Annotated in this window: 24 protein-coding genes and 2 tRNA genes; 14 read left to right on the plus strand and 12 right to left on the minus strand. The window is 60.1% G+C overall.

The features are described from left to right. The first annotated feature begins 1 nt into the window (after position 1). The 4 genes from nqrF to sthA are packed head-to-tail and all read left to right on the plus strand — an operon-like array spanning position 2 to position 3,974. Positions 2–1,228, plus strand: a complete 1,227-nt coding sequence (gene nqrF / locus DYI22_RS14955; RefSeq protein ID WP_213478884.1) for an NADH:ubiquinone reductase (Na(+)-transporting) subunit F — start codon at positions 2–4, stop codon at positions 1,226–1,228. A gap of 45 nt (positions 1,229–1,273) precedes the next feature. Further along, positions 1,274–2,287 carry an FAD:protein FMN transferase gene (locus DYI22_RS14960; protein ID WP_228301063.1) on the plus strand — a complete coding sequence of 338 codons (1,014 nt, stop codon included), beginning with the start codon at positions 1,274–1,276 and terminating at the stop codon, positions 2,285–2,287. A gap of 12 nt (positions 2,288–2,299) precedes the next feature. Next, positions 2,300–2,539: a (Na+)-NQR maturation NqrM gene (gene nqrM, locus DYI22_RS14965; RefSeq protein ID WP_213478886.1), complete on the plus strand. Its 240-nt coding sequence runs from the start codon at positions 2,300–2,302 to the stop codon at positions 2,537–2,539. A gap of 43 nt (positions 2,540–2,582) precedes the next feature. Next, the gene (gene sthA, locus DYI22_RS14970) at positions 2,583–3,974 is read left to right on the plus strand and encodes a Si-specific NAD(P)(+) transhydrogenase (RefSeq protein WP_213478887.1); all 1,392 of its coding nucleotides are present in this window, start codon (positions 2,583–2,585) and stop codon (positions 3,972–3,974) included. A 69-nt stretch (positions 3,975–4,043) separates the two neighbouring features. Here sthA and DYI22_RS14975 read toward each other — a convergent pair whose 3' ends face one another. The 5 genes from DYI22_RS14975 to dusA form a co-directional block, all read right to left on the minus strand. Further along, entirely contained in the window at positions 4,044–4,841 is a 798-nt protein-coding gene (locus DYI22_RS14975; RefSeq protein WP_213478888.1) for a glycerophosphodiester phosphodiesterase, read from the minus strand. Beyond that, positions 4,838–5,965 (minus strand): 3-deoxy-7-phosphoheptulonate synthase, encoded by a 1,128-nt coding sequence (locus DYI22_RS14980; RefSeq protein WP_213478889.1) that lies wholly within the window; start codon positions 5,963–5,965, stop codon positions 4,838–4,840. The genes DYI22_RS14975 and DYI22_RS14980 overlap by 4 nt, the downstream gene beginning before the upstream one ends. 17 nt (positions 5,966–5,982) lie before the next feature. After that, positions 5,983–6,432 carry a TerB family tellurite resistance protein gene (locus DYI22_RS14985; RefSeq protein ID WP_213478890.1) on the minus strand — a complete coding sequence of 150 codons (450 nt, stop codon included), beginning with the start codon at positions 6,430–6,432 and terminating at the stop codon, positions 5,983–5,985. Between the two features lie 34 nt (positions 6,433–6,466). Then, positions 6,467–7,432 (minus strand): transaldolase, encoded by a 966-nt coding sequence (tal, locus tag DYI22_RS14990; protein WP_213478891.1) that lies wholly within the window; start codon positions 7,430–7,432, stop codon positions 6,467–6,469. A gap of 145 nt (positions 7,433–7,577) precedes the next feature. Next, positions 7,578–8,597, minus strand: coding sequence for a tRNA dihydrouridine(20/20a) synthase DusA (gene dusA / locus DYI22_RS14995; protein WP_213478892.1), 1,020 nt, complete (start codon positions 8,595–8,597; stop codon positions 7,578–7,580). Between the two features lie 199 nt (positions 8,598–8,796). Here dusA and DYI22_RS15000 point away from each other — a divergent pair, with 199 nt between their 5' ends. Next, a complete protein-coding gene (locus DYI22_RS15000) occupies positions 8,797–9,546 on the plus strand; it encodes a CLCA_X family protein (protein ID WP_213478893.1) in 750 nt (249 codons plus the stop codon). On the opposite strand, the gene DYI22_RS15005 is transcribed toward DYI22_RS15000, so the two are convergent. Next, positions 9,543–10,601, minus strand: a complete 1,059-nt coding sequence (locus DYI22_RS15005; protein WP_213478894.1) for an AraC family transcriptional regulator — start codon at positions 10,599–10,601, stop codon at positions 9,543–9,545. The two genes, DYI22_RS15000 and DYI22_RS15005, sit on opposite strands and share 4 nt — an antisense overlap. 112 nt (positions 10,602–10,713) lie before the next feature. On the opposite strand from DYI22_RS15005, the gene DYI22_RS15010 reads away from it, so the two are divergent. The 4 genes from DYI22_RS15010 to DYI22_RS15025 all read left to right on the plus strand — a co-directional run bounded on the left by DYI22_RS15010 (position 10,714) and on the right by DYI22_RS15025 (position 13,822). Next, positions 10,714–11,580, plus strand: a complete 867-nt coding sequence (locus DYI22_RS15010; protein ID WP_213478895.1) for a metal-dependent hydrolase — start codon at positions 10,714–10,716, stop codon at positions 11,578–11,580. 32 nt (positions 11,581–11,612) lie between these two features. Further along, complete coding sequence (locus DYI22_RS15015) at positions 11,613–12,020, plus strand: MAPEG family protein (protein WP_213478896.1); 408 nt, start codon at positions 11,613–11,615, stop codon at positions 12,018–12,020. 35 nt (positions 12,021–12,055) lie between these two features. Beyond that, positions 12,056–12,826, plus strand: coding sequence for an SDR family oxidoreductase (locus DYI22_RS15020; protein WP_213478897.1), 771 nt, complete (start codon positions 12,056–12,058; stop codon positions 12,824–12,826). A gap of 81 nt (positions 12,827–12,907) precedes the next feature. Next, positions 12,908–13,822 carry an AEC family transporter gene (locus DYI22_RS15025; protein WP_213478898.1) on the plus strand — a complete coding sequence of 305 codons (915 nt, stop codon included), beginning with the start codon at positions 12,908–12,910 and terminating at the stop codon, positions 13,820–13,822. Positions 13,823–13,825: 3 nt separating this feature from the next. Here the strand turns inward: DYI22_RS15025 and DYI22_RS15030 are convergent, their stop codons facing one another. Next, positions 13,826–14,767, minus strand: coding sequence for a zinc ABC transporter substrate-binding protein (locus DYI22_RS15030; protein ID WP_213478899.1), 942 nt, complete (start codon positions 14,765–14,767; stop codon positions 13,826–13,828). 154 nt (positions 14,768–14,921) lie between these two features. Between DYI22_RS15030 and gltX the strand changes: the two genes are divergently transcribed. The 3 genes from gltX (at position 14,922) to DYI22_RS15045 (ending at position 16,677) form a co-directional block, all read left to right on the plus strand. Continuing rightward, complete coding sequence (gene gltX / locus DYI22_RS15035; protein ID WP_213478900.1) at positions 14,922–16,406, plus strand: glutamate--tRNA ligase; 1,485 nt, start codon at positions 14,922–14,924, stop codon at positions 16,404–16,406. 112 nt (positions 16,407–16,518) lie between these two features. Then, a tRNA-Ala gene (locus DYI22_RS15040) sits at positions 16,519–16,594 on the plus strand. 7 nt (positions 16,595–16,601) lie between these two features. Next, positions 16,602–16,677, plus strand: a tRNA-Glu gene (locus tag DYI22_RS15045). 148 nt (positions 16,678–16,825) lie between these two features. Here the strand turns inward: DYI22_RS15045 and DYI22_RS15050 are convergent. Continuing rightward, positions 16,826–17,677 (minus strand): 6-pyruvoyl trahydropterin synthase family protein, encoded by an 852-nt coding sequence (locus tag DYI22_RS15050; RefSeq protein ID WP_213478901.1) that lies wholly within the window; start codon positions 17,675–17,677, stop codon positions 16,826–16,828. A gap of 54 nt (positions 17,678–17,731) precedes the next feature. Between DYI22_RS15050 and DYI22_RS15055 the strand changes: the two genes are divergently transcribed. Further along, positions 17,732–18,430 carry a nucleotidyltransferase family protein gene (locus DYI22_RS15055; RefSeq protein WP_323132927.1) on the plus strand — a complete coding sequence of 233 codons (699 nt, stop codon included), beginning with the start codon at positions 17,732–17,734 and terminating at the stop codon, positions 18,428–18,430. Here the strand turns inward: DYI22_RS15055 and DYI22_RS15060 are convergent. The 3 genes from DYI22_RS15060 to DYI22_RS15070 all read right to left on the minus strand — a co-directional run bounded on the left by DYI22_RS15060 (position 18,390) and on the right by DYI22_RS15070 (position 21,448). Next, positions 18,390–19,490 carry a response regulator gene (locus tag DYI22_RS15060; protein WP_213478902.1) on the minus strand — a complete coding sequence of 367 codons (1,101 nt, stop codon included), beginning with the start codon at positions 19,488–19,490 and terminating at the stop codon, positions 18,390–18,392. The two genes, DYI22_RS15055 and DYI22_RS15060, sit on opposite strands and share 41 nt — an antisense overlap. 50 nt (positions 19,491–19,540) lie before the next feature. Next, positions 19,541–20,872 carry an MORN repeat-containing protein gene (locus tag DYI22_RS15065; RefSeq protein ID WP_213478903.1) on the minus strand — a complete coding sequence of 444 codons (1,332 nt, stop codon included), beginning with the start codon at positions 20,870–20,872 and terminating at the stop codon, positions 19,541–19,543. 102 nt (positions 20,873–20,974) lie between these two features. Beyond that, the gene (locus DYI22_RS15070; RefSeq protein ID WP_213478931.1) at positions 20,975–21,448 is read right to left on the minus strand and encodes a hypothetical protein; all 474 of its coding nucleotides are present in this window, start codon (positions 21,446–21,448) and stop codon (positions 20,975–20,977) included. A 99-nt stretch (positions 21,449–21,547) separates the two neighbouring features. Between DYI22_RS15070 and DYI22_RS15075 the strand changes: the two genes are divergently transcribed. Beyond that, the gene (locus DYI22_RS15075; RefSeq protein ID WP_213478904.1) at positions 21,548–24,472 is read left to right on the plus strand and encodes an insulinase family protein; all 2,925 of its coding nucleotides are present in this window, start codon (positions 21,548–21,550) and stop codon (positions 24,470–24,472) included. A gap of 28 nt (positions 24,473–24,500) precedes the next feature. Here the strand turns inward: DYI22_RS15075 and DYI22_RS15080 are convergent, their stop codons facing one another. Then, positions 24,501–25,316 carry a pyruvate, water dikinase regulatory protein gene (locus tag DYI22_RS15080; RefSeq protein WP_213478905.1) on the minus strand — a complete coding sequence of 272 codons (816 nt, stop codon included), beginning with the start codon at positions 25,314–25,316 and terminating at the stop codon, positions 24,501–24,503. Positions 25,317–25,418 lie beyond the last annotated feature (102 nt).

The raw sequence follows: 25,418 nt of genomic DNA on the forward strand, positions 1-25,418 counted from the left end.
CATGAGTACAGAAATTATTCTCGGCGTGGTCATGTTCACCGTTATCGTACTGGCGCTGGTTGCGATTATCCTCGCGGCCCGTTCAAAGCTGGTAAGCACCGGTGATGTGACCATCGAAATCAACGACGACCCGGAGCACACCCTGACCACCGAAGCCGGTGGCAAGCTCCTGGGAACTCTGGCCAACAACGGCATTTTCCTGTCGTCTGCCTGTGGCGGCGGCGGTACCTGTGCCCAGTGCAAGTGCAAGGTTCTGGACGGCGGCGGCGCCATGCTGCCCACGGAAAAGACCCACTTCACCAACCGTGAAGAGAAAGAAGGCTGGCGCCTGTCCTGCCAGGTTCCTGTGAAACAGGACATGAAGGTGGAAGTGCCGGAAGAGTTCTTTGGCGTCAAGAAGTGGGAGTGTGAGGTTGTCTCCAACCACAACGTGGCCACCTTCATCAAGGAACTGGTGCTGAAGCTGCCGGAAGGCGAAGAAGTCGACTTCCGCGCCGGCGGTTATGTTCAGCTGGAGTGCCCCCCTTACGAAATCGATTTCAAGGATTTCGATATCGAGGAGGAGTTCCACGAAGACTGGGACAAGCACAACATCTGGCGCTACAAGGCGATCAACAAGGAAGACACCATCCGCGCGTATTCCATGGCGAACTACCCGGAAGAAAAAGGTGTCCTCAAGTTCAACATTCGTATCGCCACCCCGCCTCCGGGCACCGATCACCTGCCGGGCATCATGTCCAGCTACGTGTTCAACCTGAAGCCGGGTGACCGGGTCACCGTGATGGGGCCGTTCGGTGAGTTCTTCGCCAAGAAGACCGAAGCTGAAATGGTGTTCATCGGTGGTGGCGCCGGTATGGCCCCGATGCGTTCCCACATCTTCGACCAGCTCAAGCGCCTGAACTCCAAGCGCAAGATCAGCTTCTGGTACGGCGCGCGAAGCGTCCGCGAAATGTTCTACGTGGAAGATTTCGACGGCCTGGCCGAGGAAAATGATAACTTCGAGTGGCACGTCGCCCTCTCTGACGCGCTGCCCGAGGATAACTGGGAAGGCCCCACCGGCTTTATCCATAACGTGTTGTACGAAAACTACCTGAAGGACCATCCGGCTCCGGAAGATTGTGAGTTCTACATGTGTGGGCCCCCGATCATGAACGCATCGGTCATCAAGATGCTCAAGGATCTGGGTGTCGAAGACGAGAACATCATGCTGGATGACTTCGGAGGGTAATCAACTCAGATGACATCCTGCATGTTCCGACCCGTCAGGGTGGCTATGGCCAGCGTCGTATTGACGCTGGCCACGGTTGCGCTGGCGGGTTGTTCGTTTCAGTCGGAAGAACAAATCTGGGAAATCGCCGGGCCGGTGTTCGGTACCCAGTACCATATCAATGTCGTATTGACCGGCGATGAGTCGCGCCTTGAGAATCTTGGTGAAGGCGTTGACGAGGTTCTCGAAGAGGTGGACGCGTCCATGTCGACCTGGCGAGAAGATTCCGAGCTTTCCCGCCTGAACCGCCTTGAGGACCAGACGGAATGGATCGAGCTGTCGGCCCCGTTGTATGAGGTGCTCGCCGGCGCAGCCGAAGTATCGAGCCTGACCGACGGTGCATTCGACGTGACGATCGGCCCTGTGGTCAACCTGTGGGGGTTCGGGCCGGAGGCCCGGCCGGAACAGGTTCCCGCCGAGGATGCGCTGGCGACGCGACTGGAGGCGACCGGGTACGAAAAACTCGAGTTGCGGGCAGATCCACCCGCCGTGCGTGCCAGCCGCCCGCAATACATTGATCTGTCTGCGATTGCCAAGGGCTACGCGGTGGATGCTGTGGCGAGGTACCTTGAGAGCGTCGGGCTGGAGTCTTATCTGGTAGAGATCGGCGGCGAGGTGCGGGTGAATGGCCGCAAGCCAGACGGCAGCGCCTGGCGGCTGGCCATAGAGGAGCCGGTGTCAGAACGGCGTCAGATTAACCGGGTCGTTGCTCTGGATCACCACGCCATGGCAACCTCGGGTGATTATCGTAACTATTACGAATCGGAAGGCCGGCGCTATTCGCATACAATTGACCCTGATACCGGCGAACCGATTCGTCACAATCTGGCGTCGGTTACGGTAATCGCCGAGAACGCGATGCGGGCGGATGCCCTGGCGACGGGATTTAATGTGATGGGTTACGAGCGGGCACAGGCGCTGGCAACCCGCGAAAACATCGCCGCCTATTTCATCGTGCGGCGGGAAGGCGGCTTCGAATCGCACCACACGCCCGCATTCACGTCGTACCTTACTCAGTAAAGGGGAGGCCTTATGGGTACCTTTCTGTTGGTTCTATTGATTGTACTGGTCCTGGTGGCCGCCATGTCCATTGGCGTGATTCTGGGTCGAAAGCCGATCAGCGGCACCTGCGGCGGTATTGGCGCCCTGGGTATCAGCCAGTCCTGCGATATTTGTGGCGGTAACACGCAGAAGTGTGAGGAAGAGAACGAGCGGATTGCCAATGAGGGGAAAACCGCCGACGAACTGAGTTACGACGCTACCCGAAAATAACAACACCACTTTGTCACGACGTACATAAGGAGTCACTGCACGCATGGCAGAACATCATTACGACGTCGTCGTTATCGGCGCTGGCCCTTCCGGAGAAGGCGCAGCGATGAATGCGACGAAACACGGTAAACGTGTCGCGATCATCGAAGACAAGCCCACGGTCGGGGGAAACTGCACTCATTGGGGCACGATTCCCTCCAAGGCTCTGCGCCATTCCGTCAAACAGATCATCACCTTCAATACCAATCAGATGTTCCGGGATATTGGCGAACCACGCTGGTTCTCCTTTCCGCGTGTACTGCAGAACGCCCAGAAGGTGATTGGCAAGCAGGTGAAGCTGCGGACCCAGTTCTACGCCCGCAACCGGGTGGAACTGATAAACGGCCGTGCCTATTTTCTGGATGGCAACCGGATTGAAGTGCGTGGCGCCAAGTCAGCGGAAACCCTGCATTTCAAACAGGCCATTGTTGCCACGGGCTCGCGGCCGTACCTCCCGCCAGACGTGGATTTCCGCCACCACCGGATCTACAACTCTGATTCCATCCTGAATCTGTCCCATACGCCGCGCACGCTGATCATATACGGCGCCGGGGTGATCGGCTCCGAGTATGCCTCAATTTTTGCCGGTCTTGGCGTGAAAGTGGATCTGATCAACCCGGGCAGCCGTCTTCTCAATTTCCTCGATGACGAGATATCCGACGCATTGAGCTACCACCTGCGTAACAATGGCGTGCTGGTGCGTCACAACGAGGAATATGAGTCAGTAGACGGAGATGACCACGGGGTGGTGCTGTCGCTGAAATCCGGGAAGAAAATCCGCGCCGACGCTTTCCTCTGGTGCAATGGCCGCAGCGGTAATACCGAAAAACTGGGGCTGGAAAACATTGGCCTGGTGCCGAACGGCCGTGGCCAGCTGGCAGTGGACGAACACTACCGTACCGAAGTGGAGAATATCTATGCGGCGGGCGATGTGATCGGTTGGCCAAGCCTGGCCAGCGCTGCTTACGATCAGGGGCGCTCGGCGTCCTCGGATATCGTTCACGATGAGTATTTCCGCTACGTATCGGATGTGCCCACAGGCATCTACACGATTCCGGAGATCAGTTCCGTGGGCAAAACCGAGCGCGAGCTCACTGAGGCCAAGGTGCCTTATGAAGTGGGGCAGGCCTTTTTCAAGGACCTGGCGCGCGCCCAGATCACCGGTGAAGCGGTAGGCATGCTGAAGATCCTGTTCCACCGCGAGTCGCGGGAAATTCTGGGCATTCACTGTTTTGGCGACCAGGCGGCGGAGATCGTGCACATCGGGCAGGCCATCATGAACCAGAAAGGCGAAGCCAATTCACTGAATTACTTTATTAACACCACGTTCAATTACCCGACGATGGCGGAAGCCTACCGGGTGGCGGCGCTGAACGGTCTCAACCGGATTTTCTGAGTTCGCCGCAAACAAAAAGCCGGGCTGTGGAGAAGTCACCACAGCCCGGCTTTTTTTGTGCCCTTAAGGTCAGCTCGCGGACAGCGCAGAGGGCTCGCCGACGCTGTCAGGAGGATCGCTGCGGGTCAGGGCGGGTATTGATCTGGCACGGTTGTCAAAGAACATGCGTGTGCTGGTGGGGTAGTCCGAAATGATGCTGTCCACGCCTTGCTGTTCCAGTTCGAGCATGTCGTGGATGCGGTTCACCGTCCACGCCGAAACGTGCAGGCCACGCCGGTGCGCATCCTCCACAATGGCCTTGCTGCAGATTTTCCAGTTGATGCACAGGAAATCACAGTGCAGACGCGCCGCAAGGTTCACCGGTCGCGGAAACTTTCGCTCCGTCACCAGGCCGATGGGGATGTGCCGGTCACGCCGCCGGATCTGCTGCAGAAACCACGTGTCGGCAGAGGTCACCGCCACGCGCTGATACAGATCCCGGCGCTGAATAATCTCGGTCAGCCGGTTGCACAGCACGTTCAGACGCTGGCGGCTGTCTTTTTTGACCTCCAGCTGCAGGTGCTCCAGGTCGGGAAGCTCATCCAGCAGGGTCTCCAGCGCGGGAACGCCCACCTTTCGCGGCCAAGACGTGGAGTTACGGCGCGCGTCCATGGCGGCGAGTTCATCGACGGTGTAGTTCGCCACGTTGCCTTTCTGGCCAGTGGTGCGGTCTACCGTAAGGTCATGGATGATCACCGGCTTGCCGTCTTTGGATAGCACCAGATCGAACTCGAAATGGCGAATGCCGTGACGATGAGCGTGGGTAAAGCCGGCAAGGGTATTTTCGGGAGCTTCTCCCTTGGCTCCCCGGTGTCCGTAGACGATCATTCTGGGGCTGATTCCTTCAAGCGTTGATAAATGGCCTGGCGTTTCTTCCAGGTATCGTGACACAGGCGGATGTCTTCCAAGTAGGCCGGCAACTCATCCATCAGCAATGCCTGGGGACCGTCGACCAGCGCCTTTTCCGGTTTCGGATGGAAATCCACCAGTACCATGTTGGCGCCGGCAATCACCCCCTGTGCGGTGGCGTGCATGACATCGAGAATGCCGTCCGGCGACTGCTCGCGGCTGCCCACGGAGTGGGACGGGTCCACGCACACGGGCATGCGGGTCAGCCGTTTTACCGCGGGCACATGGGCAAAATCCACCATGTTGCGGTGGGGCTGGCCAGCTTCGGTTTTCATCCCGCGCAGACAGAAGATGACGTTGGCGTTGCCTTCACTGGCCAGATATTCCGCCGCGTTCAGGGACTCGTTCAGAGTGATCCCGAACCCCCGCTTCAACAGCACCGGATAAGTGCTCTGGCGGCCAATAGCTTTGAGCAGTTCGAAATTCTGGGTGTTGCGGGTGCCGACCTGAAGCATCACCCCGGTGGGGCGGCCCAGCTTTTCCAGGCAGGTGTCGATCTCCTCGATGTGACTCTCGTGGGTAATCTCCATGGCAATCACCTTGATGCCATGCTTGCCGGCCTTTTCGAACACCCAGGGCAGGCAGCCTTTACCATGCCCCTGAAACGAATAGGGATTGGTACGCGGCTTGTAAGCACCCATGCGGGTGCAGACCTCGCCGTGATCCTCCAGCGCCTGCATCATCATCTCGACGTGTTCCGGTACATCCACCGCGCACAGGCCGGCGAAAATGTTCAGGTTCGACTGGTTGAATTGCACCCCGTTGTAGCTGAAGCCACTCTGGCGCCGGTCATCGCGGTGACGGCCCAGAATGCGGTAATCGTCGGAAATGCGGATAGCACGCTCCACCGCGGGTAGTGCTTCGATCTCCTCTTTGTCGAGGGACTTGGTATCCCCCAGCAGGTAGATTTCAGTCAGCCGCTGGCTGGTGCCCTGTATTTCATGGACCCTGACCGAAACGCCGGGCAGGTTTTCCAGAAAATGCAGGGTCTGACGATAGGCATCGCTGTCCAGCGGCGTATCGGGATGGAGGATGGCTAGCATGTGTGCTCCTTGAAGGTTCAGTCGGCGCCTTCGGCCCGGTGACGTGCCTGCATGTACTCACGATGATTAAGATGCAGCAGATCCGCCATTCTGCGAATCAGGTGTTCCTCGTATTTGTCGATGCGGCCATCGGCAAACGCCACCCGCCAGATGCTTTCCAGTAGCGACTGCTTCTCGGCCTGATCCAGGTGCTCATTGATCTGGCCGGTAAATTCGTACAGCGACGTGGCATCTTCTACATGGCTGAGGGCATCCTGCAGGATGTCTTCTGCCTCTTCCCGGGTCACCTCGTGGGCTTTAACCGCGCATTCCACAATGGTTTTCAGTTCCCGGTCATCCTCTTTGTTGTCCACTTGGGAAAGCTGAACCATCAGCGCGGTAGCGGCCACCGCCAGCTGATGCTGGTCGGGAACCCGGCGGGTTTCTCCCTCACTGGGGGCGAACAACTGCTTCAGGCGTTCGATCATGGTCTGGCTGCTACTCCCGTGTCTGCGTTGCGGATTACGCGGCGTTCGCCAAGGTGCGAACCCGGCTTTCCAGTTCGATCTGGTCCGCCGCAAAGCGGCGTATGCCGTCGGCCAGTTTTTCGGTGGCCATGGCGTCTTCGTTGGATTCCCAGCGGAACAGGCGCTCATCCAGCGTGCCCGGCTTGTCGTGGCTGCTGGCCGTGGCGGGTGAGAGCTGACGTTCAAGCTGGCCGGCGTCGTCTTTCAGCTCCTGCAGCAGGGCAGGGCTGATGGTGAGGCGATCACAGCCCGCCAGCATCTCGATTTCACCAGTGTTGCGGAAGCTGGCACCCATAACCACGGTCTTGTAATCGTGGGCCTTGTAGTAATTGTAAATGCGCGAGACCGACCGCACGCCGGGATCTTCCGCGGCCGGATAGCTGTCGCGGCCACTGTTGGCCAGGTGCCAGTCCAGAATCCGCCCCACAAACGGCGAAATCAGAAAGGCGCCGGCGTCGGCACAGGCGGCGGCCTGGATGAACGAGAACAGCAGCGTCAGGTTGCAGTGGATGCCTTCCTTTTCCAGCTGCTCCGCGGCGCGGATGCCCTCCCAGGTAGACGCAATCTTGATCAGCACCCGGCCGGTGTCAACGCCTTGCTGATCGTAAAGTTCAATCAGGCGGCGGGCACGGGCCAGGGTGGCTTCGGTATCGAACGACAGGCGCGCATCCACTTCGGTGGAGACCACCCCGGGAATCAGTTGCAGAATCTCGCGACCGGCCAGTACCGCCAGGGCATCCGTGGCGTAGGCCAGCTGATCGGAGGCGGAACCACCCTGGCGGCTGGCCATGGCCACAGCCTTGTCCAGCATCGGGCGATAGGCGTCGGATGCGGCGGCTTTGAGCAGCAGGGACGGGTTGGTGGTGGCGTCTTGCGGACGCCACTGGGCAATGGCGTCCAGATCGCCGGTGTCGGCGACCACCGTGGTCATGGTTTTCAGTTGTTCGAGTTTGCTGGTCATTCGTCGTCCTGTCGTCCCGGTTGATTCGTTATTGGAGCACCCGTTCCTCGGGTGTGAGCGCGTGTGTCACGCGTAGCCTGTGGCTATTTCCCTACAATAACGGGCTGGTCTGACAGGAACAAGACAACAAAAGGCATAGTTCTGGTTAAGCGGGCGTTACCACCGGTTCTTCCGGTTCGCGAACCCTCGCCAGGGCCTCTTCGATCACCTCCAGCCCGGCCCCGGATTTGTGGGCGTTCTCGCTGATGTGGCGGCGGAACTGACGGCCCCCGGGCTGTCCGTGGAACAGCCCCAGCAAGTGACGTGACATATGTGTAAGGAATACGCCCCGGTCCAGTTCGCGCTGGATAAACGGCAGTGTCGCCCGTAACGCCTCGTGGCGGCTCTGCACCGGTGAGGCCTGCCCGAAGAACTCGGGATCGACTCCCGCCAGCAGCCAGGGGTTGTGGTACGCCTCCCGGCCCAGCATCACGCCGTCGGTGTGCTCCAGGTGCTGGTGGCACTCCTCGAAGGTTTTGATGCCACCGTTGATGATGATTTCCAGCTCCGGGTAGCTGTCCTTCAGGCGATACACCCAGTCGTACTTCAGCGGCGGAATGTCGCGGTTCTCCTTGGGGCTCAGACCCTCTAGGACGGCAATGCGGGCGTGGACTATAAACGTGCGGCAACCGGCAGCAGCCACTTTCTCCACAAACTCGCACAGATCGTCCCAGGACTCCCGGCCGTCAATCCCGATACGGTGCTTGACCGTCACCGGTAGCCCTGTGGCGTCTATCATCGCCCGCACCCCCTCGGCCACCTTGTCCGGATGCCCCATCAGGCAGGCGCCGATCATGTTGTTCTGCACCCGATCACTGGGGCAGCCCACATTCAGGTTTACCTCATCAAACCCGTACTGCTCCGCCAGCTTCGCGCAATGCGCCAGTTCACCGGCATCACTGCCGCCCAGCTGCAACGCCAGCGGGTATTCCGCCTCGTCATGGCGCAGAAAACGCGCGGTATCGCCATGAATCAGCGCACCGGTGGTCACCATTTCCGTGTACAGCAGCGTATTGCGGCTGAGCTGGCGCGCCAGGTAACGGTAATGGGTGGTGGTCCAGTCCATCATGGGGGCGACGCAAAAGCGTCTTGAGGGGGCCCGGTCGCTGTGTTCAGAAGGTGCCATAATGCTCATTCAATGCCCGGATTTTCCAGTTTTCGAGTGTACAAAGTGTCGTCATTTTATCAGTTAAGTGTTCTGTTTGGCTTGGTCATTTTGGCAAAGGTAGTGCAACCACGGATACAACGCGTCGGATGCCCCTGGTCTTGACCCCAATCCCGGCTTGCCACAGAATACTGTATTTATATACAGTTCCGGAGTATTCATGGGTCATCAATGCCAGGTATCGTTTGTCGAAGTCAGGCGCCGATTCGGGTTTCGCAGTATTGAGATTGGCCGTTGGGTGACACCGCCGGAGCGAGACCGGGCAGCGGCACTGTTCTATCAGGCCTTGTGCGACCTTATGACCGTGCTTCAGGGGCCGGAGTCTCTGGTCTCTCTGCGAAGTACTCTGGGGCTTCAATATGGTATTGGCGGCAGACCGGGCGTGGCAGCTCACTATATTCCGGCGACCCGCCAGTTGGCCCTTGCCAAAAACGCAGGTGCTGGCAGTCTGGCCCACGAATGGTTTCATGGGTTCGACCACTACATGGGAAGCAAGGCCTTTCATGGAGTGGCGAACCAGGGCTTTGCATCTTCCAGTTGGCTGAACAGTGCCAAACCGAAAGAGCACTCGCTCAATGACCGCCTTTTCGCCTGCTTTCAGGCGGTTCTCCTGAACGACGACGGTACCTCGCCAAGTGAATTGTTCCGGGCCTCACGAGTAGCGGATGAACACCTGAAGGTACTGTATTACGCTAGGCCAGAAGAGCTCTGCGCCCGAGCCTTTGAAGCGTTTGTGGAGGACTGTCAGCCACGGAACCGTTTCCTTGTGCGGGGTACCCGGGATTCGGACGAGGCCGGAGCGGGCCTCTACCCGCGAGGTAACGAGCGTCAGCGAATCAATGAATGCTTTCGCGGTTACTTCGATGCCCTCGGCGGTGCACTGCACAGAGAGCAGAGGAAAACGGGTTAGCGGGTATCCCGCCGCCACACCCGCGGGGCTTTCCCGGTCCAACTCTTGAACGCCCGCGTGAAATTTGCCGGGTCTGCGTAGCCCAGCAGCTCACTGATGCTCTGGATCTCCAGCGCGGAAGTGGCCAGCAGATGGCAGCTGTCGCGGCGGCGCACGTCATCCAGAATCTGCTTGTAGCTCAGGCCCTGTTCATGCAGTCGCCGGCGAAGGGTTCGGGGTGTGAGGCACAGCTTGGTGGCGAGCTGTTCCGGGGTGGGGTAGCCGTTCTGCTCCAGCACCAGGTGCGCGCGGATCTGGCGGGTGATGTCGTTGTCGGTTTCGGTCAGTGCGCTTTCCCGCTCACACTGGGCCAGCGCCTGGGCCAGGCCTTCGGGGTTGGCCGTGGGCAGGGGCGCGTCCAACCAGGCCGGGTCACCGCCCAGGAGCACACCGGCGCTGGGCATGTTGAATTTCACCCCCGGCACCTGCTGGCGGCGGCGCTGGTATCCAGGCGGTTCAGGCCCCCGCAGCCAGATTTCCCGTTCACTGGGCTGGATCGGCTGCACAAACTCCATGCCCCGCACAATACTGGTCAGGATGGAGCTGAACATCATTTCCCTTAGCGGCTCGGGCAGGGGCACCTCCGGTTCGATTTCAAAGAACAGGCTGGTTTCGGTTTGCCGCACGGTCATCAGCACCCCGCGCCCCCGCAGGTTCCAGAACCGTTCCAGAATCGCGATGGCTTCCCTGGGGTTGGGGGCGCACATCAGGGCGTAACCCAGGCTGCCGTGAGCGGTCAGGGGCAGGCGTAAGCCGTTGTCGAATCCCAGCGCGGTATCGCCAATGGCGGCATGCACTGCGGCGAATACGTGCAGGGTCTGCAGGTAGGAAATGCGGCCGGCCGGGTCATCCAGGGCACCGGGCGACAGGCCAGCCTGCTCCAGTACGTCCGCGGGGTTTGCCCCCAGTTCCCGGGCCACTTCCACAAACATGCGCGGGTAGGTCACGGGCTGGTTTGGCTGCCGGGTCCAGCCTGGCAGGTCAGTTGGAAGGGTGTAACGCTGGGTGTTGCTCACGGTTGGCCACCAATGACAAGTGCTTTGTCCGCCAAACATCTCACGGGGGCGGGGTCATGACCAGTACTCTGGAGGCCAGATTGCAAGAAGTCCCGAATGCAGGAGTCTGCCCATGACCTCAGCCGTGAATGCCAAAGCCAATCGTTTGCCCAGAGGCAAGCCTGCCAAGTCGCCCCTGAGCGTGATTCCCCAGGTGCGCCGCCCGAGGATTGATCTGGCGGAGGATGTGCCGAAATACTGGTGGGATAACGATCCGGTCAAGACGCTGCTACTGGCGGCGCTGTCTTCGTCGTTTCCACCGGGCGAGACCTTCTTCATTGATACCGTGCGTCATTATCAGGATCGCATTACCGATCCGGAGCTGAAAAAAGCGGTGCGGGCGTTTATCGGCCAGGAGGCGCACCATTCCCGCGAGCACAAACTGCTGAACGGTTACCTGGAGGATCGGGGCATTGGCCTGGCTCGCCTGGAAAGCGAAATTCAGGCGTTCATGGACTGGATGCGCAAGAACTTCAGCCCGGAGCGGCAACTGGCCCATACCGTCGCCGTCGAGCATTTCACCGCGCTAATGGCGGAGGAGTTCCTGCTGAAGTATGACGCGCTGGACGAAATGGACCCGCGCATGGCGAAGATCTGGGCCTGGCACGCCATTGAGGAGTCGGAGCACAAGGCGGTGGCGTTTGACGTCTACAAAGCGGTGGGTGGCCGCGAGAGCGTGCGGCTGCAGGAAATGCTGGTGGTGAGTGTAATCTTCCCGGTATTCACCAGCATTCACCTGGTTCAGTTGATGAAAGAAGACGGCCAGCTGAGCAACCTGAAGTCCTGGGCGGGTGCGTTCAACTACATGTGGGGCAAGCCCGGCGTGTTTCGCAAACTTGTGCCATCTTATCTGAAGTATTACAGCCCGAGGTTTCACCCCTGGAATCACGATGCCCGTTCGCTGGTTGAAAAAGCCAAGGCGAAGTGGCTCGGCGAGTAAGGTTCCAGAACTCAAAAAAAAAGGAAGTATGAATGACCGCTTACACCGCTGTTCTGTTGTACGCCGGATGGATGCTGATCCTGGCGCTGATCTATGCCGTACCCCGTGTGCCTCAGGCCCTCACTGGCGCCAAACCTATTGATAGCTGGGAGCGCAACAAGCAGCCGATCGATGCGCCGATTCTGCAGCGGGCCAAGGCGGCGCACCTCAATTGCATCGAGAACTTCGCGGTGTTTGCGGCGGTAGTGGTGGTGGCCGGGCTGATGAACCGGCTGGAAGCGATCGGCAGCCTGGCCGCATTCGTGCTGTATGCGCGCATCGCCCAGAGCGTGGTGCACATCAGCGGTACCTCGTTTGTCCAGATCTTCCTGCGGGCGACGTTCTTCCTGATCCAGATCCTGCTGGTGCTGGTGATGGTCTATCGCTTGTTGCTGGGCTGATCGAAGCGCTGCGATAACCATTACGGGGAGTGTCCATGAAAGACTGCATTTTTATTACCGGCGCGGCCGCCGGTATCGGCCGTGAAACCGCGCTGCTGTTCGCCGCCAAAGGCTGGTTTGTCGGCGCGGCGGATCGGGATGAGGCAGCGCTGGCAGCCTTACGGGAAGAGCTGGGTGACGACCGTTGCAGCACCCACGTGATGGATGTGGTGGATGAGGCCTCGGTGACGCGGGGCCTGGCGGCGTTTGCCGAGCGCACCGGCGGCCAGCTGCGGCTGCTGCACAACAACGCCGGCATTCTGCGGGTCGGGCCGTTCGAGGAGATTACGTTGGCGGACCATCGCGCGGTGGTCGAGATCAACGTGATCGGCCTGATGACGGTATTGCATGCCGCGTTCCCGTATCTGAAAGCCACGCCGAATGCGCAGGTGGTGAACATGAGCTCGGCTTCTGCTGCCTACGGCATTCCGGATTTTGCGTCCTACTCCGCCAGCAAGCACGCGGTGCGGGCCATGACGGAAGCGCTGGATATTGAGTGGGAGCCCCACGGTATCCGTGTGTGCGATCTGATGCCGCCGTTTGTCAGAACCGCCATGGTGCAGCAGAACGAGCAGAGCTCCCGACTTTTCGAAAGCCTGGGGGTGAACCTGACCCCGGATCTGGTGGCCGCTCAGGTGTGGGCGCAGGCGGAACAACCACGCCTGCACCGCCCCATCTCCATGCAGTTCCGGGCGTTGTGGCCGATTGCCCGGTCCGCACCGGCGTCGGTTACTCGCTCGGTGCTGCGCAAGCTCTGGCGCAAGTAGGTTACGTCGGGTCAAGACGCTAGCCTGCTAACTTTGTTATTCTTTCGACCTTTATAGGCCGTGGGGCGGGAGAGTAACGCAATGCCGGTAATGGTTCAGGCGCTGGTACCTGTGTTTGCACTGATTGTGATGGGGCACCTGTTCCGGCGCTGGAATTTCCCCGGTGACGGTTTCTGGCTGCAGGCTGAACGCTTCACCTATTACGTGCTGTTTCCCGCCATGCTGGTTTACAAGCTGGGCCAGGCCCGCCTGCCCGCGTCCGCCTATGGCGACATTCTGCTATTGATTGTGGCCATGCTGCTGGTGATGACGCTGTTGCTGGCGTTACTGCAAGGCTTCTGGCGCTGGCCCGGGCCGGTGTTCTCTTCGGTGTTTCAGGGTGGTATCCGTTTCAACTCCTACGTAGGCCTGGCGGCGGCCGGCATGCTGCTGGGTGACGAGGGCCTGTCATTGATCGCCATTGCCGTGGCCATCAAGGTGCCGCTGCTGAATCTGCTCTGTATCCTGATGTTCTCGCTGGTGGCGGGGCAGGGGCCGCTGCGGTGGCGCCCGGTTTTGAAGGCCATCGTGACCAACCCGCTGATCGTGGGCTCGGTGATCGGTGTGACCTGGAGTTTTTTCCAGGTCGGCTTTCACCCTTTGGTGGCCGGTGTTCTGGCGCCGTTGAGCGATCTGGCGTTGCCCATGGGGCTGATGACGGTGGGCGCAGGGTTGCAACTGAAAGCCCTGCGGGGCGCTTCAATGCCGTTTCTGGTGGCATCGGTGGCCAAACTGGTGGCGTTTCCACTGATCACCGCGGGGTTGGCGCTGTTGCTGGGGCTGGAAGGGATGCTGGTGCAGGTGGCGGTGCTGCTGGCGGCACTGCCCACGGCGACGTCGTCCTACATCCTGGCGCGTCAGCTCGGTGGTGACGCGCCGTTGATGGCCGGCATCATCAGTGGCCAGACATTGCTGGCCATGATGTCGATTCCCCTTGTGCTCGGTGTGCTCTGGTAAGGCTTACCGGGTTTTCTCTGGCAGGCAGCTCAGCGCGTTGTCGGCAATACCCTGCAGGAAGTTCACGTAGCCGTCGCGGTCGGATTCAACGTCGGTGGCCAGCGGATCCCAGGTGCTGAAGGTGATGTCCAGACCCTCGGTGATGGAGCGCCACCACTGGCGATTGAACTGGGGTTCGGTGAGCAGGCAGGGTTGATTGGCGGCGCGCAGCTTGTCCTGCACCTCGGCAATGTGGCGGGCCCCGGGAGACAGCTCTGGATTCAGCGTGAGTACCCCTTCCAGCTTCAGGTTGAAATGCCCGGCGTAACGGGTAAAGGCATCGTGGTAGGCAAACAGGCTGATGTCCGCCAGCGGTTCCAGGCGGTGGCGGATGTCGTCTTCGGCTTCCCGCAGTGAGGTTTCGAAGCGGGCAAGATTGGCGTCGAGGGCCTCGGTGTCGGCACCTTCAAGCTGTGACAGTGCCCGATGGATATCCTGTGCCATGCCCAGCGCCAGTGCCGGGTCGAGCCAGATGTGCGGGTCTTCGCCGTCGCCATGATCGTGGGCATGGGCGTCATTGTGATCGTCATGATGGTCGTGATGGTGCGCATCAGCAGCCTCAGCTTCCGGTACTTCATCACCGTGCATCAGCGATACCGCTCTCGCCTTGAACTCCTCGCCGCCGAGCAGGCGCGACAGGAAGGTTTCCATTTCCGGACCCACCCAGAAGATAACGTCGGCGTTTTCCAGGGCCCGGCGCTGGGAGGGGCGCATGGTGTAGTTGTGGGGGCTGGAGCCTGAAGCTACCAGGCTGGTGACTTCCACATCCTCTGCTGCAACCGCTTTGACCAGCAGTTCGACCGGTTTGATGGAAGTGACCACCTGAGTGGCAGCCAGGGTGGACAGCGGGCTGATCAGCGCAGCCAGTCCCAGCGCAACGGCGCTGGCTCGTGAAGAATTGGGCATGATGGATCGGGCTCTGACTCTGAATTGATACGTTATAATATAACAATTGCGCTGGCAGCGAAAGGTTGTGAGCCGCTGACCTCATGCGAAATTCCTCCCGGATCGTTATAATGCGTGGCTTTCCAGTCGGCCACTTATCTACCAGGACTGTTTCATGACCGTACGTACCCGAATTGCCCCGTCACCCACCGGTGATCCACACGTTGGTACCGCCTTCGTGGCCCTGTTCAACCTGTGCTTTGCCCGTCAGCACGGTGGCCAGTTCATTCTGCGTATTGAAGACACCGATCAGGCCCGCAGTACCGCAGAGTCCGAGCAGGACATTCTTGACGCTCTGCGCTGGCTGGGGTTGGAGTGGGACGAGGGCCCGGACGTGGGCGGACCCCACGGCCCCTATCGTCAATCCGAGCGCAAGGATTCCTACCGCCAGTATGCGCTGGATCTGGTCACCGCTGGCCATGCGTTTTACTGTTTCCGCACCCCGGAAGAGCTGGACGCGATCCGCGAAGAGCGTAAGGCCCAGGGCCTGAACCCCGGCATCAAGGGCGACCTGGAACTGTCCGAGGAAGAAGTGAAGCGTCGCCTGGACGCCGGCGATCCTTACGTGATCCGCATGAAGGTGCCAGATGAAGGCGTGTGCGAAATCCGTGACATGCTCCGGGGCACCATCGAGATCGACTGGTCCCAGGTCGACTGCCAGATCCTGCTGAAATCCGATGGCATGCCCACCTACCACCTGGCCAACGTGGTGGACGATCACCTGATGGAGATTACCCACGTGCTACGGGGGGAGGAGTGGATCAACTCGGCACCCAAGCACAAGTTGCTGTACCAATACTTCGGCTGGGATATGCCGGAATTGTGTCACCTGCCGTTGCTGCGCAACCCGGACAAGAGCAAGCTGTCCAAGCGCAAGAACCCCACCAGCATCAACTTCTATGAGCGCATGGGCTTCCTGCCGGAAGCGGTCACCAACTACCTTGGCCGTATGGGCTGGTCCATGCCCGACGAGCGGGAAAAGTTCACCCTCAACGAGATGATCGAGAACTTCGACATCCAGCGGGTGTCCCTTGGCGGCCCGGTCTTCGACGTGGAAAAACTGCGCTGGCTGAACGGAATGTGGCTGCGCGAGGACCTGAGCGACGACCAGTTCGTGGAGAAGATGCGCAGCTGGTGGTTCAACGAAGACGCCCTGCGTGCGCTGATTCCACACATCAAGGGGAGGGCGGAAGTATTCTCCGATGTGGCTCCCATGGCGTCGTTCATGTTCTCGGGCATGCTCAATCTCAAGCCGGAAGACTTCGCCCACAACAAGCTGGAAGAGGCCCAGATCAAGCGGGTGCTGCAGTTCACCCTGTGGAAGCTGGAGGCCCAGCGCCACTGGAGCAAGGACAACATTTTTGCCGACATCAAGACCCTGGCCAAGGCCATGGACCTGAAAATGGGCGACTTCATGTTTTCCATCTTCGTGGCCATCGCCGGCACGCCGAACTCCTGGTCGGTGATGGATTCCATGGCGTTGCTGGGGCCGGATATGACCCGCTCCCGGTTGCGCCACGCCCTGGAAGTCATGGGTGGCTTCTCCAAGAAAGAAACCAAGAAAGTGGAAAAGGAATACGCGGCATTGCTCGCGGAATAACCGCTTTGGTGAAGAAGTAAACGGAATGGACAGGGAAGTTCAGAAAACTGAAAAAAATGGAGATTAAAGGTTGACGCCCATAGGGCGGATCCTTAATATACGCAGCCGTTGAGGGGCCATAGCTCAGCTGGGAGAGCGCAACACTGGCAGTGTTGAGGTCAGCGGTTCGATCCCGCTTGGCTCCACCAATTTCTAGTCCCCTTCGTCTAGTGGCCTAGGACTCCGCCCTTTCACGGCGGCAACAGGGGTTCGAACCCCCTAGGGGACGCCAATACGGCTTGACGGTTTAGTCCACCGGAAAGCCATCAAAAAAACCGCCTTCGGGCGGTTTTTTTGTGTCTGGAGGAAAGCTGAAAAGCGTTCTCTGAGGCTGGGGCGTGAGGCTTCCTATCGCCGCGCGCAGACTCTGGCAAAAGAGCTTAGCGAGAGGCGATAGCGCCCTTGCCAACGCCTTCGTACGCTTTGACCCGGATGGTGTCCTCGGGGAATTCCGCTTTCAACTGATCCGCCATATGCGCGGCAATCAGTTCCACGGTGGTATCTGTGCTCATCATGTAGACTCGCTGTTCCGGCAGCGTCAGCGCGAATTCGCCCTGGTTGGCCTCGTATTCAAAGGTGACGTAGGCAGTGCCGTGCTCGTCCACCCAGCGCCGGGTTACGTCTTCCTCCGAGCCCACGTAGATATCGCGCCATAGCGTCGCCCAGCGCTTTTCCAGGTCGTAATCTCGATGGCCGTTGCGATCGATGCGAATGGGCGAGCGGTGTCCGTGAGCGATACGCTGGCAGTTGCCGAGGTGTTTCTTCAGGCCATGAACGTAATGGTAATAGGCGCCTTCGATGACGTCCTCACGCAGGTGTATCTCCACGTCCGTCACGTTGCCCGGCAATACCGCCATCAACTCCCGTTCCAGCAGCGCAGCCACCGCTGACGGCACTACCCGCTCCGCGGACAGCCAGACCACCGCCTCATCCGGGGAGCGGTGAGTGATCCGAGTACCGTCGGTCAGTGTCCAGGTAAAGGTGTCGGGCGTCTCCTCGCTCCAGGCCACGCCTTCATAACCCCGGGGAATCACCAGCCGGTGGTCCACGCGCTCATCGATCACTCGCTTGATGGTGCGTTTCACGTTGCTGAAATCAAACACCATGCCCTGTTCGTCCAGCTCGCCACCGAGAACCACGTCGGCAATCCAGCTTTCTCCAACCAGTCCCCGGGCGGGGTCCAGATAGGCGAAATCAATGACGGTCAGGTTGTCCACAAACAGGTGATTCATCGGGAAGTCCGAACAGGATGAGGTTGATTGATGGGCGGATTCTAGCAAAAATCCGTGAATGCTAGCAGTCTGTCGATCGCGCTGAGCCCATTCGCCGTTTCGCAAGAGGATGACACCATAGATAAATCACCGAAAGCCAGCCATGAGCAATTCCCCGCATTGGTGCTTGCGGCGGGCGCGTCCCGGCGCATGGGGCGCAGCAAGGCCCTGCTGGAGACCGGGCAGGGCACGCTGTTGGATCAGGCGATTCGGCAAGCCCGATTGATGAGCGACCGGGTGACGGTAACCACCGGAGCCGGGTATCCCTTGATGCGCTTTCGCGCCCGGGTGCAGCCGGCGTGCTGGTTGCCGGTGGCCGACTGGGGCGAGGGGATGGCGGCCTCGTTGCGTGCGGGTGTAGCCAGCCTGGGCGCGGAAGCCAAGGGCGTGTTCGTGTTGCTGGCGGACCAGCCATTGCTGGATGCCGCTGCTCTGAGTGCGATGGCCAGGGCGGCGAGATTTATGCCGGGTCAACCGGTGGCGGCTGAATATTCCGGGCGCCCCGGGGTGCCGGCGTGGCTGCCACGTTGGCTATGGCCAGAGATTCTGGCCCTTGAGGGCGATCGCGGGGCGTCGTCAGTACTGCTAGCCGCCGGCGCCACCCGGGTGGAGATTCCCGGGGTGGCAGACGACGTCGACACCCCGCTGGATTGGGCGGCGGTCAGGCCCAGGCTCAGCCAAACAGGCCCGACAACCAGGCAATGCCGACGGTAAAGATACCCAGGCTGACGGCAAGGCCCATGGTGTAGAGTTTGGACGTGGTAGAGCGCTGCTGGGCCACGAACAGGTCTATGGTGCGTTGGGCAATGTCTTCCGCCGTTTCCCGGGAGATCTCGTGGGCCTGCTGGATGGCTTCCGACTGCAGGGTCTGCCAGAACTCGGTATCGATGGTCTGCACGCTGGTGATGTGGTCCTTCAGCTCCGCCATGTGCTCGCTGGTAAAGCCGCTGTTACGGGCCAGATCTTTCTTCAGGTCTGCCAGTTCCCGCCCCAGATTAAGATTTACCTCGGCGGCAACCTCGTCGCGCAGGTTGCGGGTGCGCTCATCCACCAGCTCGGAAAGAGCTTTCAGTTTGTCGTCTACAGCGGCGTCCTGTTTCTTGCTGGCATCGTCCAGGGCGCGTTTGAGATGGTCAAACTGTTCATCAAACAGGTCGCTCAGCAATTCGTGCAGGCGGTTGTTGATGTGGGTTTTCACTGCCGAGCGGGCAATCTGCTCGATCAGGTCGCTGGTCAGTGGCACGGTCTGCGGTGCGTCGCTGCTGGTGCGGGCGCCGGGCTCTGCTTTCGGAGACAGCTCCAGTGCGGCGTCTGCGGGAATGTTCAGCAGGTCTTCGTCGGCGTCGGGGGCTGGCTCTCCGGCCGTCAGCACCGGGTTTTCCGGCAGCGTGCCCTCGGTCACGTCGTTGTCCAGCTGATCAAGCACCAGCCCCAGGCCCTCGGTATGGGGCGGTTTGGTCAGGATGTTGTAGACGCCGAAGTTCCGGGCCTCCTCCATGAAGGTCGGGGACTTCTTGGAGGTGCACATGATGATAGGAATGGCCGCGGTGTCCGGATTGCCCTTGATGGCCTTGGTGGCTTCCACGCCATTCATGCCGGGCATCAGATGATCCATGAAAATCACGTCAGGCCGCTGGTTGCTGTTCAGGAAGTCCAGGGCTTCCTCTGCCGAACCTGCCATGTTGACTTCCATGTCTCTGCTTTCCAGCAGTTTGCTCAAGGCAAAGCGCGCCACCTTGGAGTCGTCTACCAGAAGTGCGTTTTTGATCGCCATGTCACAACCTCAACCTGTTACAGCTTTGCGTTCATTATCGGGCTGATGACTTACCAGCCTTCCAGTTGCGGGCACTGGGTCGCCCGGTAACTCTTGTCCCGATAGCAAACACCGGGTTCCGTGGTGCGGGCGGTGAAGACTTCACCGGCCGCCGTGGTCAGGCGCACCTGGCCATAGGGTTCGCCATGTTTGAAGGTGGCTTCGATGGAACTGCCGTTGGGGTTGCGCAGCAGGCCGCGGCCGTGGAACTTGCCTTCGATGTATTCACCTTCGTACTTCTTGCCATCGGCAAACACTTCCGCACCTTTTCCGTGGAAATCGCCGTTGGAGAACTCGCCTTCATAGAAGCGGCCATCGGGGTAGGTGAGGCTGCCCTGGCCATGAAATTCGTCATTGCGGAAGCCGCCAACGTAAAGCATGCCATCCGCCGTTGTCAGGGAGCCGTGACCGTTCAGGCGTCCTTCTGCCCACTGGCCGGTCAGAATATCGCCGTTGTCCAGGGTAAGCGTACCCTGGCCGTGGAACCGGTCATCCTGGAACTGGCCGGTGTAGCGATTGTTGTCGGCGCTGCGCCAGACCCCTTCGCCCTCGCGCCGGCCTTCGTTCCAGTCACCGGTGTAGCGGCTGCCGTCGGGGTACCAGGCGGTTCCTTCGCCGTGGAACTGGCCGTCAACGAAGTGACCCTCGTACCTGAGGCCATTGCGGTCTTCGTAGGTGCCATCACCGGTGCGGACACCGCCGATCCAGGTGCCGTTGCGGAAATTGACCGTGGTGTAGGCCTCCAGTTTACCAACCAGTGTCATGTCGTCACCTGCTTCCAGGGCAACGGTCTGGTTCCAGGGCTTGAAGCCGTCTTTACTGATGGTCACGTCGTAGCGGCCAGGGTCAAGCTCCAGATCAAGGCGGGTGGCGCCGTATTCACGTCCGTTGATGGTCACCGTGTCGCCAATCACGTTGGACCGTAACACCAGCATGCCGGTTGTCGGCGCGGGCCTGGCGGGTTCCGGCGCGACATCGGTACGGGTCGGCATCGCCGAGGACGGTTCGGCCATCGCGACCTGGGTTGGATTCTCCGGCATGGGCGCAATCGAAAAATGTTCAGCCGCAGGTGGTTGGCGCGGCAGGTCCGCGACGGTTACCGGCTCGATGGGGCGAGAGCCGTGGTCCGGCTTTGCGCTCTGCTCTGGTTCCGCGGGTGGTTGCGGAGCGGATGTCTGTTCGGGCTCGGCGGTCATCCGGGCGATCTGCGCCTGGGTGGACTCCGGTTCGGTGACCAACGCGTCAGCCAGTGGCACATCCTCGCTAACCGAGGCAAACCCCGCGGTGACCAGCAGCATAAGGGCCAGTGCGTTGATGAACAGAAGTGGTCTGAAATCGACCATGGGAAACCTCGCATTCCTGCATTCCTGACCCCATCATCTTAACCAGTGAATGCAACGTTATGTAACAGAAAGTGTCTGAACTTAACGAGAATGCAGGCCAAATCACACTTTGTCCGGAAGCCGATCATGGTTGAGCTGTTCCCATGAACGCATATACACGTCTGCCTCGTATTCATAGGGGGAGCGGAAGGGGGTCAGCACGAAGTCGAATACCAGAAAGAAGAAACCCACCGACGCCCAGGCAATGGCCAGAGTACTGAGGGTGGTGGCCTGAACCTCCGGGTTGGATGCCACAAAATCCTGCAGCAGAGGAATCAGGTCGGTGGCCATGACCACGGGATTGAAACTCGACATCACAAAGGGGACCCAGAAGGCAATGAATACCGGAAAGAAGCCAAAGGACCACAGAATACGCCGCAGCATATAGACCGCGGCCTCGCGCCAGTAACGCTGGCGCACATCGGGTACCTTACGGATCTGTTCGATGTAATGGCGGCGCTCTGCCCACCAGGCGGCAACTTCCGGCGCCTGGACTGAGCCCTTGCGTGGCGTGATGTGGCTGTCGGCGATGGTCATGGATTCGGGCGCTACCTTATGGCTGGAGGACTGGTGCATGATAATCGACTTTGCGTGTTACCCTACAACCCTCAATTTGTTAAACACAGGATAGACTGAATGGCCGCTGTGATCGACAACGCAACCCACCCGGCTTTCGAGAAGCTCCGCAGTCACCGTATCGACACTCTCAACCTGACCGTGGAAGAGTATCGTCATCGCAAGACCGGCGCGCGCCATCTGCATATGGCTGCCGACAACGACGAGAACGTCTTTTTTGTCGCGCTGCGAACGTTTCCGATGGATTCCACCGGCGTGGCTCATATTCTGGAGCACACGGCGTTGTGCGGCAGTGAGCGCTACCCGGTGCGCGACCCGTTTTTCATGATGATCCGCCGTTCGCTGAACACCTTTATGAACGCCTTCACCAGCAGTGACTGGACCGCGTATCCGTTCGCCAGCATGAATCGGAAGGACTTCGACAACCTGTTGTCGGTGTATCTGGATTCGGTATTCTTCTCCAAACTGGATCCGCTGGATTTCGCTCAGGAAGGTCATCGCCTGGAGTTCGACAAGCCGGACGATCCCTCAACGGATCTGGTGTATCGCGGCGTGGTCTACAACGAAATGAAGGGGGCGATGAGTTCTGCCACCTCCCAGCTGTGGCAGAACCTGTCGAGCCACCTGTTCCCGACCACGACCTATCACTACAACAGCGGCGGTGAACCGGACCACATTGTGGATCTGGAGTATGACGATCTGGTGAAGTTCTACCGCCACCATTACCACCCGAGCAACGCCATTTTTGCTACCTACGGCAATATTCCCGCCCACGAGCACCATGAGCGCTTCGAGGAGCTGGCACTCAAGCGGTTCGATCGCCTGGATATCGAGCTGCCGGTGCGGGATGAAAAGCGCATGTTCTCTCCGGTGCGTGTGGAGCAGGGCTATGCGGTGAATGAGGGTGAGGGTACCGAGCGCAAGACCCATATCGTGATGGGCTGGTTGCTGGGTCACAGTTTCGATCTGCAGGAGAATCTGGAGGGGCAGCTGCTTTCCGCGGTGCTACTGGAGAACAGCGCCTCACCGCTGATGCGAGCGCTGGAAACCACCGATATTGGCCATGCGCCGTCGCCCATGTGCGGGCTGGAAGATTCCAACCGTGAGATGACCTTCGTATGCGGTATCGAGGGCAGCGAGCCGGATCAGCACAAGGCGCTGGAGTCCCTGATCGAGGAAACCCTGCAGAAGGTGGTTGACGAAGGGGTTAGTGAAGAGCGTCTCGAAGCCATACTGCATCAGCTGGAGCTGCACCAGCGGGAGATTGCCGGCGACCAGTTCCCTTACGGGCTGCAGCTGATCATGAGCGCGATATCGCCCATGGTGCACGGAGGCGATCCGGTGGAGCTGCTGGATCTGGAGCCGGTGCTGGCGCACATGCGCGAGAAAATCCGTGACCCGCAGTATGTGCCGGGATTGATCCGCAGCAAACTGCTTGAGAATCCCCATCGGGTCACCCTGACCCTGCGGCCCGATGACAAGCTCGAGAGCCATCGGCAGCAGGCCATCCGTGAGGCACTGGCCCAACGCAAGGCGGCGCTGACCGATGATGAGGTCCAGCAGATTGTGGCACGCGCCCAGGCACTGGAAGAGCGCCAGCAGCGTAAGGACGACGATTCCATTCTGCCGAAAGTCGATCTCACCGACGTGCCCCTGCAGATGCCAGAGCCGGAGAGCCGCTACGACGGCGACATTGCCGCTACCGTCTTTGCCCGTGGCACCAATGGCCTGGTGTATGAGCAGGTGGTGCTGCCGGTGCCGGCACTGACCGAAGACGAGCTGTTGCTGTTGCCGTATTACACCACGCTGATCCCGGAAGTGGGTTGTGGCGAGCTGGATTACCTGCAAATGCAGGACCGTATCTCCGCGGAAAGCGGAGGCATCAGTGCGTCGTTTTCGGCCAAGGGGCGGATCGATGATGTGCAGGATCTCACCGGCTACCTGATCTTCAATGGCAAGGCGCTGGCCCGCAACCGGAGCGAGCTGACCCGTTTGCTGAACGACGTGTTCCACGGCGCCCGATTCGATGAGCACGAGCGGGTACGAGAGCTGGTGGCGCAGATCCGCGCTCGCCGCGAGCAGGCGGTCACCGGCAGTGGCCATGGCCTGGCCATGGGGGCGGCCTCCCAGGGTATGAGCCCGGGCGCCTGGCTATCGTTCCGCATAGGTGGCCTTGCGGCCATTCGTGGCACCAAGGAACTGGACAAGGCGCTGAACGATCCGGCCGAACTGGCGGCATTCTGCGGCCGACTGGCGGCTCTGCACGAGAAAGTCCGCAAACAGGCCCGGGAATTCCTGGTGATCGGTGAAGAGGATCAACTGGACCCGATGGTGGATGACCTCAAGACCTGCTGGGAGACGGCGTCGTCGGGCTCTGGCGAGGCCTGGAGCATGGCGCCGGTGAATTACACCACCCGGGAGGCCTGGTTGACCTCGACCCAGGTAAACTTCTGCGCAAAGGCTTACCCCACGGTACCGGTGGACCATCCGGATGCTGCGGCCCTGACCGTGCTGGGTGGCTTCCTGCGTAACGGTTACCTGCACCGGGCAATCCGCGAGAAAGGCGGCGCCTATGGTGGCGGAGCCGGGCAGGACAGTGTGAACGGTACATTCCGGTTCTTCTCCTACCGGGACCCACGCCTGGAGGAAACCCTGGACGATTTCGACAATGCGCTGACCTGGCTGCAGCAAACAGACCACGACCCCCAGGAGCTGGAGGAGTCCATTCTGGGTGTGGTTGGTCAGCTGGACCGGCCGCGCTCACCGGCCGGAGCGGCGCGACACGCCTTCCACAACAGGTTGTTCGGGCGCTCAGTGGAGCAGCGGGCCAGATTCCGCGAGCGGGTGCTGGCGGTGACGCTGGATGACCTGAAGCGGGTGGCCAGGCAGTGGCTGGCACCGGAGCAGGCCAGTACCGCAGTGGTGACCAGCCCCGAAAACCGCAGCCGCGCCGAGGCCCTGGGGCTGAGTATCCAGGAGCTGTAGTGGTCAGGTGAACCGCTGGCCGTCGGCGTCAGCGGTTCCGTTTCAGCCCGGTGGTGACCATGATCCGGGTTGAAATTTCCTCTACCGAGTAGGCCGTGGTGTTCAGGTAGGGAATGCGTTCACGCCGGTACATCAATTCGATTTCCTCGATTTCGTGCATGCACTGCTTCAGCGACGAATAACGGGAATTGGGCTTGCGCTCGTTACGGATGGTGGCCAGCCGCTCGGGCTCAATGGTCAGTCCGAAAATCTTCTCCTTGTGGGGCCGGAGCGCTGCGGGCATCTGCTGATCGTTCAGGTCTTCCTCGGTAATCGGGTAGTTCGCCGCTTTCACTCCGTATTGCAACGCCAGGTAGAGGCAGGTCGGTGTTTTGCCGCTGCGCGAGGCGCCGACCAGGATCAGGTCCGCTTCGTCGTAATGTCGGGTGCGGGCACCGTCGTCGTTGTCCAGGGCAAAGTTGACGGCGGCGATACGGCGTTCGTAACTGCCTTCGTTATTGATCGCGTGGGACTTGCCGACGGAATAGGACGACGACGACTGCAGTTCCTGCTCCAGCGGATTGAGGAAGGTACCGAAGATATCCACCATGAAGCCATCCGCGGTCGCAATGATGTCGCGGATATCGCCGTTTACGATGGTGTCGAATACCAGCGGACGGTTCTGGTCGGTTTCCGACGCTTTGTTGATGCGCGTGACCATGTCCCTGGCCTTGTCGGCGTCGTCGATGTAGGGCACGGTCACGCGCTCGAAATCTATCTTTTCAAACTGCGCCAGAAGGCTGTTGCCGAGGGCTTCGGCGGTCAGGCCGGTGCCGTCAGAAATAAAGAAAGCGGTACGTTTCATGGTGGTTCGTTCGGCTCCGGATTCGACGGGTTCCCTAGGTAATTGCCACAGGTTACAGTATCATACACGCCAAGTTCGAGACTGCGCAGCGCAGATTGCTCT

This window comes from Marinobacter lipolyticus, assembly GCF_018424605.1.
GTDB lineage: Bacteria > Pseudomonadota > Gammaproteobacteria > Pseudomonadales > Oleiphilaceae > Marinobacter > Marinobacter lipolyticus_B.